Source organism: Paraliomyxa miuraensis, from assembly GCF_026337845.1.
Classification (GTDB): Bacteria; Myxococcota_A; Polyangia; order Nannocystales; family Nannocystaceae; genus Paraliomyxa; species Paraliomyxa miuraensis.
This window is the reverse complement of sequence record NZ_JAOVZF010000152.1, coordinates 171816-185720: the sequence shown is the minus strand read 5'-3', so window position 1 is coordinate 185720 and position 13905 is coordinate 171816. Positions and strand designations below refer to the sequence as shown.

The following is a 13905-nucleotide window of genomic DNA, read 5'->3' as shown; positions in this document are numbered from 1 at the left end:
GAGGCTCACTGCGGCCGCGGGCTGGGCGTGCGACCACCGGAGGACGGCCGGGTGCCGCGCGGGGGCTTGGGTGGCGTGGGCGTGGTGGTGGGCGACGAGGGCGAGGGCTCGTCCTCCTCCTCGTCCTCGTAGAGCTTCGGCGACAGACCCAGCTCACCGGTGATCTGCTGCTGCTGCAGCTCCTCCTCGGCCGCACGCGTCAGCGCTTCCTCGATCACCATGCGATCGGCTTCCTGGTTGACCGTGGCGAGCAGCCCGCTCTTCTTGCGGTAGTTGACGCTGGTGCTGAGGTCCTTGCGCTCGAACGCCGACTCGCGCTCGAGGAACTCGAGGCGCTCCTCCATGCGCTGCTTGTGGATCCGCCGCGCGTCCTCCGGGGTCTCGAGGATGTGCGGCACCAGCACCATCATCAGGTTGATCTTCTCCTTTTGCTTGCTCTTGCGCTTGAACAGCCAGCCGAGCAGCGGGATCTTGCCGAGCCCGGGGACCTCCGAGGTGCTCTCGCGCTCGACCTCCTGCACCAGCCCGCCGAGCACGATCGGCTGATCGTCACGACCGAGCACCTTGTCGAGCTTGAGCCGCCGCTTGGTGGTCGTCACGCCCAGCGTGGGGCTGGTGGCCTCGATGTCGTTGTTCTCCATCTCGATGTCGAGCGTCACCGTCTTCTCGTCGTTGACGTGGGGCGTGATCGTGACCTTGAGGCTGACGTCCTGCCGGTTGACCGACTGCACGGGAACGAGCCCGCCGCCCTGACCGCCGCCGGGGAACGCCAGCGCCCCCTGGGTGGGAACGTTGCGACCGACCTCGATGCTCGCCTCCTGGTTGTCGGCCGTATAGAGGTGCGGCTGCGCGACCAGGTTGACGTCGGTGTCGTCGGCGACCGCCTGGATGATCACACCGAACGCGGGGATGTCCTGGCCCAGGCCCAGGAACTGCCCCGAGCCCTGCACCTGCGGGCCCAGCACGCCCGCCGCGATCCCGTTCAGCAGCGAGGGATCGAGCAGCACCGAGTTCTTGCCCTCGGGCGACGAGGCCACGAACCCCAGGCCATCGCCCGAGGTGCCGGCGACGTCGCCCACGGGCACGTTGGCGCCGAAGTGAGCCGATGCGCCGCCCTGGATCTTGCGGCTGAGCGACAGCTCGAGCAGGTAGACCTCGATGTAGATCTGCTTGCGCTCGGCGTCGAGCACGTCGATGACCTCCTTGAGCGCCCGGAAGTCGCTCTGCGAGGCCAGGATCACCAGCGAGCGCGTGGACGGGTCGGGCGTGATCTTGACCTCGCCCGAGAACAGCTCGGCGGCGGCCGCCGCCGGCGCGGCGTTGGCCTGGTTGCCGCCTCGACCACCGCGGCCACCGCCACCACCACCGCCTCCGCCCTGGCCGAGCTGCGACAGCACGTTGGCCACCTCCTCGGGGTCGGCGTTCTTGAGCCTGACCACGTTGATGCGACCACCGCCGCCGGCGAGCGGCACGTCGAGCCGCTCGACCAAGCGCCGGATCACCTCGTAGTCGGCCTCGGGCGCGACCACGATGAGGGTGCCCGTGCGATCGTCGACGATCACCCGCGAGAACCCGGGCTCGCCCGCGTCCTTGGCCGTGGCCTTGCCCTTGGTGCCCTTGCCCGCCTCGCCCTCGCCGAAGATCTCGCGGATCATCTCGGCCGTCTCCTCGGGGTCGGCGTACTGGAGCTGGAAGAAGAAGATCTTCTCGAGCCGCGTGTCCGACTCGTCGACCTGTCGCACGATCTTGAGCAGCCGTCGCACGCTCGCGCCGGTGTCGGTGAAGATCACCAGGTCGCCCACCGCGTCCACGCTGCCCTGCTTGGACTTGAGCTTGTTGATCAGGTCGACCACGTCCTTGGGATCGCCCTTGGTGCGGTAGAGCTGGGTGACGTAGCGATCGTTGTTGGGCGCTCGCGACTCCGGACCGTAGACCGGCAGGGTGCGCCCCTTGACCTCGGACGTCTCGACGATCTTGAAGTACTTGCCCGAGGGCTCCACCGTCAGCCCCATCGTCTGCAGCGCGGCGTAGAACGCCGCGTAGGCCTCGTCGATCGACACGGGCTCGGGCGACAAGATGGTCACCTTGCCCGCGCGCGCCTTGAGGTCGAGGATGAACTTCTGACAGGAGATGCTCATCATCCAGTTGACGAGGTCCTGCAGCTCGGCCTCCTTGGGGAGGGTGATGCGGAACTTGGCGCCCCGCGGCTGCTTGCGGCAGGTGTTGTGCCCCACCCCGCCCTCGTCGCCGGACAGCTCGGCGCCTCCGCCCACCGAGCCCCCGCTCGAGCCCGAGCCCGCCCGGGGGGAGGGCACGGTGCCCGGTCGCATGGTGGATGGCGGCGTGGGCCTCCCTCGCGTGGTGGGCGGAGCGGCCAGGGCCGTGCTCGAGATCGACGGCGCGCCGGCGACGGTCAGTGCGAGCGCCACGGAGGCGCGACGCAGGAAGCTCGAGGCAGAAGTCATTGGATCTGGATGTCCTTGTTGATGGTCTTGCCCTTGCGCTCGATCGAGACCGAGAGGTTCGAAGCGCGGCGAAGCTTGGTGTAGAGCGCCATGGCCTTGTCCATGGACTTGAGCTCCTCGCCGTTGACCGCGGTGATCATGTCACCGTTCTTGAGGCCCAGGAGCTTGGGGAGCGAGCCGCGACGGATGCCGTAGAGCTTGTAGCCCACGACCTCGTCGTCCTTTTGCTTGGCCACGATGCGGGCCTGCTTGGCGAGCAGGGCCGGGTTGGCCATGAGCTTCTCGACGAAGGCGCGATCGACCGTGCAGGTGTTCTCGTTGGGGCAGTTGATCGCCTCTTCGGCGCCCTCGATGGCACGGTCGTTCTTGGGCGGCGCGTCCTTGCCCTCGTCGTCCTTGGCGGGGGTGGTGGCCCGCGGTGGGGGCGGCGCGTCGTCGCCGATCTCGATGTACTCGAGCGCGGCGTTGTTGCGCAGGTGGACCAGCCCCTGCTCGACGCCCACCACCTCCACGCCCTTGCGCACCAGGTCGCCGCGCCCGAACAGGCCCGCCACGCCCACCTCGGTGTCGAGGATCGTGGCCAGCGAGTCCTCGGGCTCGACCGCCTCCATGGTGGTGACCAGGCGCAGCGGCAGCTTGGACTTGGTCTCGCCGGGCGACAGCAGCGGGCCGGTGGGTCGACCGCTGTCATCGAGCCCGGCGTCGGCGACGGGAACCTCTTCGGCTGGCGGCGCGCAGGTGGGGCAGAACACGTTGTGCTTGCGGATCCGCTCGCCCACGCGCTCCTTGTCCTTGGACTTGCTCGTGGTGCTGCTGCCACCGAACGCGTCCTCGTCGAAGCGAAAGCCCCGGCTCTTGCTGGTCTTGGTCTTGGACTTGGTCGCGCCGTCCTCGTCGCCGTCGTCCTCGCCGTCGTCCTCGCCGTCCGAGTCGGCCTCGTCCTCGTCGTCAGCCTCGGCGTCGAACAGCATGCTCGCCCCGATCTGGGTGGTCACCGCACTCGCCGCCAACCCGCAGGCGACGGCGATGCCCAGGGTCTTGATGACCCAGAAGTACTTCTTGAAGAGCGCTTCCATGACGGTGACCGTGGGCGGGAGTTGGAGGCAGGGGCCAAGACCAGGATCGAGGACTAGTGGAGCACCCCGTCGCCGCCCTTGTCGGGCTGCGGCTCGTCGCCGCTGCGTGCGGGCGCCGAGCGGAACGACTCCTCGGAGATGAAGCCCGACTCGAGCTTGCGGTAGATGGTGCGGGTGGCGATGCCGAGCAGATCGGCCGCGAGGCGCTTGTCGCCGCGGGTGAACTTGAGGGTCTCGAGGATCATCCGGCGCTCGACCTCCTCGAGCGGAGTCCCCACCGAGAACGTCACCTGTCGCCCGTGGCCGGCCGAGGGGTCGCGCAGCTCGGGGGGCAGGTCGTCGGCGCCGACCTGCGGGCCGCGACACAGCACCACCGCCCGCTCGACCGCGTTCTCGAGCTCGCGCACGTTGCCCGGCCAGCCGTAGTTGCCCATCAGGTGCAGCGCCTCGTCGGTGAAGCCGTCGACTGCCTTGCCGTGCTTGGCCGCGTACATGCGAAGGAAGTGCTCGCCGAGCAGGGGGACGTCCTCCAGCCGGTCCCGCAGGGGCGGGATGCGGATGGGGATGACGTTGATACGATAGAAGAGATCCTCGCGGAAGTTGCCGGTCTTGACCTCCTCGGTGAGGTCACGATTGGTCGCGCAGACCAGGCGAAAGTCGACCTTGGTGGTGCGTCCGCCCACGGGCTCGATCTCACCCTCTTGCAGGGCGCGCAGGAGCTTGACCTGGACCGTCTGCGTGATCTCGGCGATCTCGTCGAGGAACAGGGTGCCCTTGTCGGCCTCGAGGAAGCGGCCCTCCCGCGAGCGCACCGCGCCGGTGAAGGCGCCCTTCTCGTGCCCGAACAGCTCGGACTCGAGGATCGACTCGGGCAGCGCCGCGCAATTGACGGGCACGAACGCCTGGCGATCGCGCGGGCTGTGACGGTGGATGTAGCGGGCGAGCAGCTCCTTGCCGGTGCCGCTCTCGCCGAGCAGCAGCACGGTGGCGGTGCTGTTGGCGGCCTGCCGAGCGATCTCGAGGGTGGCCCGCATCACCTGGCTGTTGCCCACGATCTCGCGGGTGGTCGCCGCCTCGAGCCGCGCTCGCAGGTCGCGGTTCTCGGCGAGCAGCGCCGCCTTGTCGAGCGCCTTGCGAACGGTGGCGACGACCGAGGCGCGCTTGAGCGGCTTGCTGATGAAGTCGTAGGCCCCGCGCTTCATCGCCTCGACCGCGGTCTCCACCGTGCCGTAGGCGGTCATCACGATCACCTCGACCTCGGGGGTGATGGCCTTGATGGCCTTGAGCAGATCGTCGCCGCCCATCCCGGGCATGCGCAGATCGGTGATGGCCACGTCCACCGGTCGCGTGCGCACGAGGTCGAGCGCCTCGCGACCGTTGCCGGCCGGGAGCACGGTCATGCCCTCCTTTTGGAGCACCTTGCCGAGCGCGTCGACGATGGAGGCTTCGTCGTCCACGACGAGGATGGTGGGCGCGGCAGACGACGGGGTCGCGGGGCTGATCATGGGTCGGGCTTCCGAAGGGTTCGGCCCGAGGTCAGCAAGAAGCGCGCCTTGGGCGGGAGCAGTGTGATCCTGGTAGGTTGTACCTCGGAACCGGGGCGCGAGGGCGCCCGAATGTCACCGTGTCGAGCGGGGCGTGACAAGGTGTCAACGCGGCTGGACGGGGTGGTGAGCGCCGTTGGCGACGGCCACCGCCCTCGTTGCCCGCAGGCCCCACCCGTTGCCCGGTCGCCGTGACCTTCGCTCACCCGAAGCGAGGCGCCAGCGGCCCTCGACTCGGCTCGATGCGCTCGCCCGAGATCACGCCGAGCTCGGCGAGGAACCGCCCGACCTCGCGGTGGTAGTCGGTGCGGAACACCTGCAGGATGTGCCCTCCGGCGAACTCGAACCGCCGCGGTCGTCCCCAGTGCTCCCACAGCACGTCGGTGTGCTCGGGGGTCACGAGGTTGTCACCGGCCGCGCCCACCACCAGGCGCCCGCGCCATGGCACCTTGGGCCGATACGTCAGCGGACAGTGCAGCGCCCACGCGGCGGCGAAGCGCTCGCGGGTCATGCCCATGTCGCTGACCTTGCGCAGCACCGGATCGCCCTGCCCCGCGTCCCAGAACAGATCCGACAGCGATGCGGGCGGCAGCACCGGAATCGCAAAGTCGAGCGAGTCCTCGAGCGACGCCAGCAAGGCCGTGGTGTAGCCCCCGAGGCTGCTGCCCATCATGCCCAGCGGACCCGAGCTGCGCGCCTTGATCCACCGCAGGGCCGCGCGCAGCTCGATGGTCTTTTGGACGAAGGCCTCGTTGGTCCGCATCAGGTTGGGCGACGGATGCAGCTCGCCGGAGAACCGCGCCGCGCTCGGCCGCCGCAGCCAGTGGAACGGCATCACGTAGTAGTAGACGTCGAGCCCCAGCTCGCGGAACAAGTAGTCGAGCCCCAGCTCCCACTGGTGGATCTGCTTGCGACCCACGCCCCATCCGTGGGTCACCAGGATCGACGCCGGGGCTGGCCGAGCATGCGTCCACGAGAACAGGTGCACCGTGTCGAGCCGATCGTAGCGGCGATACTCCGCTGCGTAGAGCCGGTGGATCGGCTCGTAGGGGGTATCGAACACCAGGTGCGAGTGCAGGCCTCCGCGTACCGGTCGACGCCAGCACGCGCGCACGTCGGGCAGGCGCGCGGGCGGGGCCAGCATGCGATCGGGCTCGGCCAGCACGGCCGGGTCCATGTAGACCCGCAGCATGGCGAACGCTCGCTCGAGCTCGGCCGGCGACATGTACGGAATCCCGCTGCGAAGGTAGAGCCCCCGCAGCACTCGGCGCAGCACGTCGTCGCTGCGCTGGCCGAGCCACGACGCGAGACGCCGACGTCGACGCCCGGTGGTGGCCAGACCACCGAGCATCTGTGGCAGCATTCGCATCGGCCCTGCGTCGTTGGCCACCACGTCGGTGACCTCGACGTCGGCGTCGAGGACGGGATCGAGAGCGGTCGAGCTCGAGTCGGACATGCGAAAGGCGGCGACGAGGGCGCTCCTTCGTAGAACGCCGATTCGACCGCGTCCTCGCACTATAGCCCATCGACCGGCCAGTTGCCCGGATCGCGGCACGACCCGCTGTGGACGACCCGTCACCGGTCCCCAACCGGTCCCCAACCGATCCCGGAAGTGCGACAGCCCGTGCTAGAAGCGGGCCGATGCCCGCCGCTCCAACCAGCTTCGGCCTCGGCTTCGGTACCCGCTTCGGCCCCCGTCTCGGGATGGGACTCGCCGCCGTCGCCCTGTGCCTGGCGTGCTCGACCGAGACCCCGACCTCGTCCGCGGCTGCGGGCGACCCGGGCTCGGTCGCCGCGGACCCCGGCGGTGGCTCCCGCACCATCGCCGTCGCGTGCCAAGCCGGCCACACCATCGACCCCTCGGTGCGCGCGGCGGTCGAGGGCCAGGCCCGGGTGCTCGTGCAAGCCCTGCACGACGGCAAGACGGACGCGCTATGGGACGAGCTGCACCCGCAGGCGCGTCGCGACGATCAGCGCCAGCCGTTCATGGACGCGCTGTCGTCGATGCGCGACCGGCTGCGGGGCACCTCCGGCGAGCCTCAGCTGGAATCGGTGCACGTGGTGGACCTGAGCGGCGGGGCCAACGATCTGGCCCGGGTCCAGTGCGGCGCCCCCGACGACCCGCGACGCTTCACGCTCATGGTCAACGCCGGCGGCGAAGACGTGGCAGTGGTGGTCTTGCGTGCACCCGAGGGTGCGCCGGGGAGCGAGTCCGAGCAGGCGATCACCGTGCAGCTGCGTCAGCGCGGCGAGCACTGGCACCTGCTGGGGATCCAGGTCAACCCGTCCACCTGGCAGGGCAAGGACGCGGTCGGCTGGGAGATGATGGGCGACGTGTACATGTCGCAGCAGAAGGTGGTGATGGGCTACCTGCTGCTCGGCCTGGCGCAGACCCTCAGCGATCGCGGGGCCTCGATCACCTCGGCCATGCACGCACGCATCGAGGACAAGCTCGCGGCGATCCAGCGCGACCGCCTGTTCGCGGCCGAGACGGGGATCTGGACGGTGGGCGACGCTCGGTTCCGCATCGAGGGGCTGTCGCTGGTCGCCACCCGCCGCGACATCTCGCCCGTCATCAAGTACGTCAGCCCCCAGGGACTGGTGGAGGAGCTGCTCGATCGCGACGCCGATGCGCTCGTCGAGGAGGTGCGCCGCCGCTTCCCCGAGCTGCAGCAACACTTCGATGCCGTGGTGTTCGAGGCCTACGCGCAGGTACCCAGCCAACCCGGCCAGAGCTATCAGGCGTATCGGATCGTGCGCTTCCTGGACCCGACCAAGGCGCGAGGCTGACCCGCTCGGGAGCGCGCGGGCGCGTGTGCGCACGCCGTTGCCGCGACCACGGCCCCCGACGGCGCGACCGGCCGCGGTACCCTTGGCCCTGCATGGGGGAGACGAGCAGAGCCCTGGGACCAATGCTCGCCGCGGTGCTCGTGGCCGGCTGCTTCGAGGAGGCGGTCACGCCGATCGACGACGAGTCGAGCGGTACCGCGGGCACGACGAGCGGGCCATCGGGCTCGATCACCGCGACCGGGCCCGAGCCGACCTCGACCATGGGCACGACCGACGATCCCACCGCCGGCCCCACGACCCAGAGCACGCTCGACGGTACGAGCACCGAGAGCACCGGCGATCCGCTGCCGATCGCGTGCGGCGATGGCCTGGCCGCTCCCGGCGAGCTGTGCTTCGAGGACACCACGGTGGTCATGGCCAACGACGCCACCTACTCGGCGCGGATCGGGGACGTCTCGGGCCCGAGCAGCGGCGACCTGGTGCACCTCATCCCCGATCAGGTGGTCGTGCGCGTGGGCGATGGGGCGGGCAACTTCGGGCCGGCGGTGTTCGATGCGTCGGTGGTGTCGCAGCGCATGGAGCTGGCCGACCTCGACGACGACGGCGAGCTCGACCTGTTGGTGGGCCGGACCGCCGGGGCGCTGGACCTGCTGCTGGGCAGCGGCGCGGGCTCGTTTGCAATGGCGAGCACGGTGACCGTGGGCGCCGAGCCCCGGGCCCTGGCGATCGGCGACGTCGATGGCGACGGCTCGCTCGACGCAGTGGTGGGTACGATCGATGCCAGCGTGCACGTGACGCTCGGCGATGGCATGGGGGGCCTGATGGCCCTGCCGCCGTTTGGCAGCCTGGGGCCGGTCACGAGCCTGGCCCTCGCCGATCTGGACGGAGACGGGGTGCTCGACCTGGCGCTCGCGGTGGACGGCGGCGCTCGGCAGGGCGTGGACCTGCGGCGCGGGCTGGGCAACGGGACCTTCGGTCCGCAAGAGCCCTCCATCGCGCGGCTGCCGGGGACGCGAGCGGTGGCCGCGGGCGACCTCGATGGCGACGGCTCGATCGACCTGGCCTACGTGAGCGCAGCCAGCGATGCGCTCGGGGTCTTGTGGGGCAACGAGCGCGGCAACCCGACGAGCGAGACGACGATCGGAACGGGCAGCACCCCCAGCACCCTCGTGGCGGCCGATTTCGACAACGACGGGCGGCCCGAGCTCGCGGTGGGTCACGCCGACGACACCACGCTGCGGGTGTTCGTGATCGAGCCGGAGCGGACGATCACCGAGGGCCTGTCGCTGACGCTGGCGGCCCCGATCACCGCGCTCGCGGCCGGAGACGTCAACGACGACGGCGTGCCCGATCTGGCAGCGACCTCGACCTCGGCCGAGATCGTCACGGTGGTGCTGTCGACTCCCTGAGAGGCTGACCATGGCAGCCCCCTTCGGGAGCGTCGCCTCGCGGCGCCTACCGGCAGGCTCCGCCTGCCTTGGGTTACTTGGCCCGCTTTCGCGGCGCGCGAAAGTCCTCCTTGCGCAGCCCGTGACGGCGCATCTTGTCGAACAGGGCACGCGAGGAGATCCCGGCGTGTCGCGCCACCTCGCCCACGCGCCCGTGAGTCTGCCGCAGCAGCACCGTGAGGTACTCGCGCTCGCCCTCGAGCAACAGCGCCGCGCGCACCTCCTTCCAGCTGCGCTCCGCCCAGGCCGAGGGGAGCTTGATGTCCGCGTCGGCCACCAGCGCACGCACCTCGGACGGGATGTCGAACGGGGCGTCGGGCACGGCCTCGAGCGCAGCGTAGGCGGGACCATGGCGTGCAATGGCCACGGGCAAGTCACCGATGTCGATCATCGAGCCTCGGCACAGCAGCACCGCGCGCTCGATCACGTTGACCAGCTCGCGGACGTTGCCCGGCCAGGGATAGCGCACCAGGGCCACGCGCGCGTCCTCGGTGAAGCCCTGCACGTCGCGGCCGAGCTGCTGACGCTGCACCGCGAGGTAGGCATCGGCCAGCGCGGGGATGTCCTCGGGTCGCTCCCGCAGCGGCGGGACGACCAGCTCGATCACGCTGAGGCGATAGTAGAGGTCTCCGCGAAAGCGCCCCGCCTCGACCTCGGCTCGCAGGTCGCGGTTGGTCGCGGCCACGATCCGCACGTCGACGAACACGGGCTCGTCGGCCCCCACCGGGCGGATCTGCTGATCCTGGATCGCACGCAGGAGCTTGGCCTGCAGGTGGAGCGGTACCTCGGCCACCTCGTCGAGCAGCAGCACTCCGCGATCGGCGAGTTCGAACTGCCCGCGGTGAGAGCGATGCGCCCCCGTGAACGCGCCCTTGACGTGACCGAACAGCTCGCTCTCGAACAGATCGGCCGGCAGCGCCGCACAGTTGACGGTGATGAACGGGCCCTTGGCCCGAGGGCCCGCCGCGTGGATGAGCGCGGCGATCCGCTCCTTGCCCGCCCCGGTCTCCCCGAGGATCAGCGCCGGGCTGTCGGCAAAGGCCACGCGTCGGGCCGTCTCCACCACCTCGTGCATCGCCGGACTCGTGGTCACGAGGTCCACGGGCTGACGACGCTCTCGCAGCGCGGCACGGTGACGCTCGAGCCGGCGCTCGCGACGGCGCTCGATCAGCGCGGCGAGGGCGGCATGCAGCGAGTTGGGATCGCTGCCGGGGTCGAGCACCGCGTCGGCCCCGGCGGCCACCAACACCGCCCGGCGCGCCGCATCGTGCCCCCCTTCGAGGAGCACGAGGGTGGGCCGATCGGGCAGCGCTCGTAGCGCGGCCATCAGCGCGGGACCGTCGGCCAGGGCCGCCCCGGCATCGAGGACCGCGAGGTCGAAGCTCTCCTGCAGCAGCGAGCGCTGCGCACTCGCATCCTCGGCGGTCACGAGGCAGTGAGGACCCGCGAGCAGGTCACGAACACGATCTCGAACGGACGCATCGCCAAGCGCCAAACGAACCCGAATCAGCATCGGTGCCGGTGCGGAGCTCCTCCCCCAGGGGTCGGCAAAGGGTAGCTCCGGCCCAGTCCGGCGATCCAGCATCGGAAGGAGCAAATCCGATTTAATCGGCGTCGGCGGTTCCATGATCACGATGCGGCCCATCAGTACGGCTCCACTTCCTCGAGGTCCTCGTCGTCCGGTATGCCAGCGTCGTCGTCCGACGCTCCCGGCGAGGCCGCGTCATCGGGCGTCTTCGTGGGCTCGGTCTGCGCACGACACCCGGCCAGCGCCAACAACAGCGCACAGCAGGTTCTGGTCGACATCGACGAATTGGAGCCGCCCGGCGGGCGGAACGATGCAGACCGACTCGCGTCCTACTCGCGCCCTACTCGCGTTTGGCCGGGCGAGCCATGAGGGCCTCGGCGAGCTGCTCGGCCGACAGCTCACCCGCCATCAGCCGGGCCAGCCCGCCCGACAGCGGCACCTCGACCCCGACCCGACGCCCGAATGCAGCCACCTGCTTGGCCAGCAGAGCGCCCTCGATGTAGGCCCCCGCGCGCTCGGCTGCGGCCCGAAGGCCCAGTCCTTCGGCCAGCGCCCGGCCGAACTCCACCTCGGGACGACCGTCGCCCGCGACCGCGGCGATCAGATCGCCGGCGCCGGCCAAGCCCGCGAAGGTTCGCGCCGAGCCTCCGCGCATCTCCCCCACGCGGGTGGCCTCGGCCAGCCCGCGGGTGGCGAGCACCGCGAGGGTGCCGGGGCCCATCCCCAGCCGCTGGGCGTAGCCCAGCGCCAGCGCAACCAACCCGACGAGCGCGGAGGCGATCTCCACGCCCATGAGGTCGTCGGTCCCGTACACCCGCAGGGTCGGGCCGCCGATCGCATCGCTGACGGACTCGACGACCTCCGGAAACGCGGAGCCGATGATCGCCCCTCCCGGCTGCCCCTCGACGAGGTTCCTCGCCACCAGGGGTCCCGCCAGCGCGCCCACCCGGCGACACGGCGTGCGCGAGGACAGCACCTCGCTCACGGTGTGCAGGTCGTCGCCCAGAAGACCGCGGCTGACATGGACCAGCAGGTGGGAGCCGTCGAGGCTGCGGCCCAGCTCGTCGGCCAGCTCGGCCACGTAGGGCGACGGCACCGCGAACAGCAGCAGCTCCGCCTCGGCCAGCTCGGGCAGCGCGCTGACGGTGTGGATCGAGCCATCGCCGGCCACCGCGGGCATGGGTCGGGGTTGGCGGCTCCACAGGAGCACCCGCTGCCCGACCCGCGCGGCGGCCTGCGCAAGGCTGCGACCGAAGCTCCCTCCTCCCACGACGGCGACCGGTGGGCTCATGCGTGGTGCTCCATCCCGGCGATCTCGCGCGCGGCGATCTGATCGGCCTCGTCGTCCCCTGCGATTTCGGGGGCGAGGGTCCGCAGCCGGTTCTGGTAGAACAGCAGCAGGTTGGGATCCTCGGCGATGAGCGAGCCGCTCTGCACGCGCGCCACCGGACGCGCCGCGTGATAGCCCGACCAGGTCGCGAGCACCCCGTCGAGGATGTTGGCGGGGGGCTGACGGCGCACGAAGTTGCTCACGTGCACGCGACCGGCCGCCTCGAGGGCCAGCAGGCGATCGCGGGTCTGGCCGATCTCGGTCACGAGCTCGTCGCACGGGATCGCGATCGCACCGCGGTAGCGCAGCCGCGCGAACAGATCGAGCCCGGGGGTCGCTCGCACCACGCGACGGAACACCACGTGGGCCACCAGCTGCGTGGGCATCACGACCGTCTCGCGCTGGTAGGCCTGCGCCAGCACCTTGCCCAGCGCGCGGGTGTAGGCCGCATCGCGGCGGGCGTCGACCGATGGGGTGCCCCGACGGCTGATGTAGGTCCCGGGATCGATGATGCGCCCATCGGGGGCCAGCGAGGAGCCCTGCTCGTCGACCGGGTTGCCGAACGGATCGAGCGGCTCGCCGAAGCGAATCACGCACACGCTCTCGAGCCCGCGGAATTTGTTGAAGAACGAGATCCAGCGCTCGATGCGAGAGAACTCGTCGTCCTCGATGATGTAGCGGGCCCGTCCTTCTTCCTTGAGATAGTCCTCGATCAGGGTCTCGGCCTCGAGGACCAGGGCGTAGTTGATGGTCGTCGGCACGAAGTACACCGGGCGATCGATCCCTCGTGCCCGGTTGCGGGCGAACGCCTCCACTCCGGTGCCGGCCAGGCCCAGCTTGAGGTGGTTCTCGATCGCGCCCGAGCGGCTGCGCGTTCCCCCGGGAAAGAACAGGGAGTGGTAGCCGCGCTCGATGACCACGCAGGAGTAGGCCTTGAGGATCTCCTTGTACAGCCCCGCCTTCACCCGCCGATCGACCCGGTAGGCGCCCAGGTTGTGCATGAAGAACGACACGATCGGGTTGGTGAACAGGTTCTTGCCCGCGCCGTAGACCACCGGCGACAGCCCCTCGCGCTGGAGCACCCAGCCCAGTGCAATCGAGTCGAGGTTGGACGAGTGGGTGGGCACCAGCACCGCCGTGCCGCGCTTGGAGATGTGGCGGATCTTGTCGATCGGTCCCTCGGTGGCCACGAGCCCGTCGAGCCGCCCGGCGCTGCCGACCACGTTGTGGAGGATGTTGGACGGGTTCATCGCCGCGGTCAGCACGCCGGGCACGAAGCGGCTGGCGAAGTGATAGACCCGCGGATCGAAGTTGCCGGCCACGTCCTTGGCCATGGCGTGGGCGATCTCCCGCAGGGTCTCGTGCTTGCCCTCCACCGACATGCGACCCACCCGCCGGAGGATCCCGCGCCAGTAGTCGAGCTTGTGCCGGGCTCCCTCGGACTTGTCGGCCTCGAGGCGGCGGATCTCGTGGTAGGCGGCGTCGTTGAGCGCGAGCTCGGCCGACTCCTCGGCGTCGTAGCGCTCGAGGATGCGGCGCACGACCTCGTCGACGATGTCCGCGCGCTCGCTGTTGAACCAGAAGATCTTGGGATCCTCGGGGCGAGGGACGTAGGTCCGCAGGCGCGGCAGTCGCAGCGGACGCGTAGGCAGGAGCTTCATCGGAGCGTCGGGGAGGATACCCCAAGTGGCGCCCGCGGCTCTGCCCGACGAGGGCCGATCCGA

Annotated in this window: 10 protein-coding genes; 2 read left to right on the top strand and 8 right to left on the bottom strand. The window is 70.3% G+C overall.

The window, feature by feature from the left end; genetic code table 11:
• Positions 1–5: 5 nt before the first annotated feature.
• The 4 genes from gspD to OEB96_RS20100 all read right to left on the bottom strand — a co-directional run bounded on the left by gspD (position 6) and on the right by OEB96_RS20100 (position 6541).
• Positions 6–2465, bottom strand: a complete 2460-nt coding sequence (gene gspD, locus OEB96_RS20115) for a type II secretion system secretin GspD (RefSeq protein WP_266217973.1) — start codon at positions 2463–2465, stop codon at positions 6–8.
• Complete coding sequence (gene gspC / locus OEB96_RS20110; protein WP_266217972.1) at positions 2462–3541, bottom strand: type II secretion system protein GspC; 1080 nt, start codon at positions 3539–3541, stop codon at positions 2462–2464. Before gspC ends, gspD begins: the two co-directional genes overlap by 4 nt.
• 53 nt (positions 3542–3594) lie before the next feature.
• Positions 3595–5046 (bottom strand): sigma-54-dependent transcriptional regulator, encoded by a 1452-nt coding sequence (locus OEB96_RS20105; RefSeq protein WP_266217971.1) that lies wholly within the window; start codon positions 5044–5046, stop codon positions 3595–3597.
• Positions 5047–5287: 241 nt separating this feature from the next.
• Positions 5288–6541 carry an alpha/beta hydrolase family protein gene (locus OEB96_RS20100; RefSeq protein WP_266217969.1) on the bottom strand — a complete coding sequence of 418 codons (1254 nt, stop codon included), beginning with the start codon at positions 6539–6541 and terminating at the stop codon, positions 5288–5290.
• 185 nt (positions 6542–6726) lie between these two features.
• Here OEB96_RS20100 and OEB96_RS20095 point away from each other — a divergent pair, with 185 nt between their 5' ends.
• Positions 6727–7875: a hypothetical protein gene (locus OEB96_RS20095; RefSeq protein ID WP_266217968.1), complete on the top strand. Its 1149-nt coding sequence runs from the start codon at positions 6727–6729 to the stop codon at positions 7873–7875.
• Positions 7876–7997: 122 nt separating this feature from the next.
• Positions 7998–9284, top strand: a complete 1287-nt coding sequence (locus OEB96_RS20090) for an FG-GAP repeat domain-containing protein (RefSeq protein WP_266217967.1) — start codon at positions 7998–8000, stop codon at positions 9282–9284.
• A gap of 73 nt (positions 9285–9357) precedes the next feature.
• Here OEB96_RS20090 and OEB96_RS20085 read toward each other — a convergent pair whose 3' ends face one another.
• From OEB96_RS20085 to OEB96_RS20070, 4 genes are all read right to left on the bottom strand, one after another.
• Positions 9358–10752 carry a sigma-54 interaction domain-containing protein gene (locus OEB96_RS20085; RefSeq protein ID WP_266217966.1) on the bottom strand — a complete coding sequence of 465 codons (1395 nt, stop codon included), beginning with the start codon at positions 10750–10752 and terminating at the stop codon, positions 9358–9360.
• A 215-nt stretch (positions 10753–10967) separates the two neighbouring features.
• On the bottom strand, positions 10968–11129 hold the full coding sequence (locus OEB96_RS20080; protein WP_266217965.1) for a hypothetical protein: 162 nt from the start codon (positions 11127–11129) through the stop codon (positions 10968–10970).
• A 62-nt stretch (positions 11130–11191) separates the two neighbouring features.
• The gene (locus OEB96_RS20075) at positions 11192–12142 is read right to left on the bottom strand and encodes an NAD(P)H-dependent glycerol-3-phosphate dehydrogenase (RefSeq protein ID WP_266217964.1); all 951 of its coding nucleotides are present in this window, start codon (positions 12140–12142) and stop codon (positions 11192–11194) included.
• Positions 12139–13842: a 1-acyl-sn-glycerol-3-phosphate acyltransferase gene (locus tag OEB96_RS20070; protein WP_266217962.1), complete on the bottom strand. Its 1704-nt coding sequence runs from the start codon at positions 13840–13842 to the stop codon at positions 12139–12141. Before OEB96_RS20070 ends, OEB96_RS20075 begins: the two co-directional genes overlap by 4 nt.
• Positions 13843–13905: the final 63 nt, after the last annotated feature.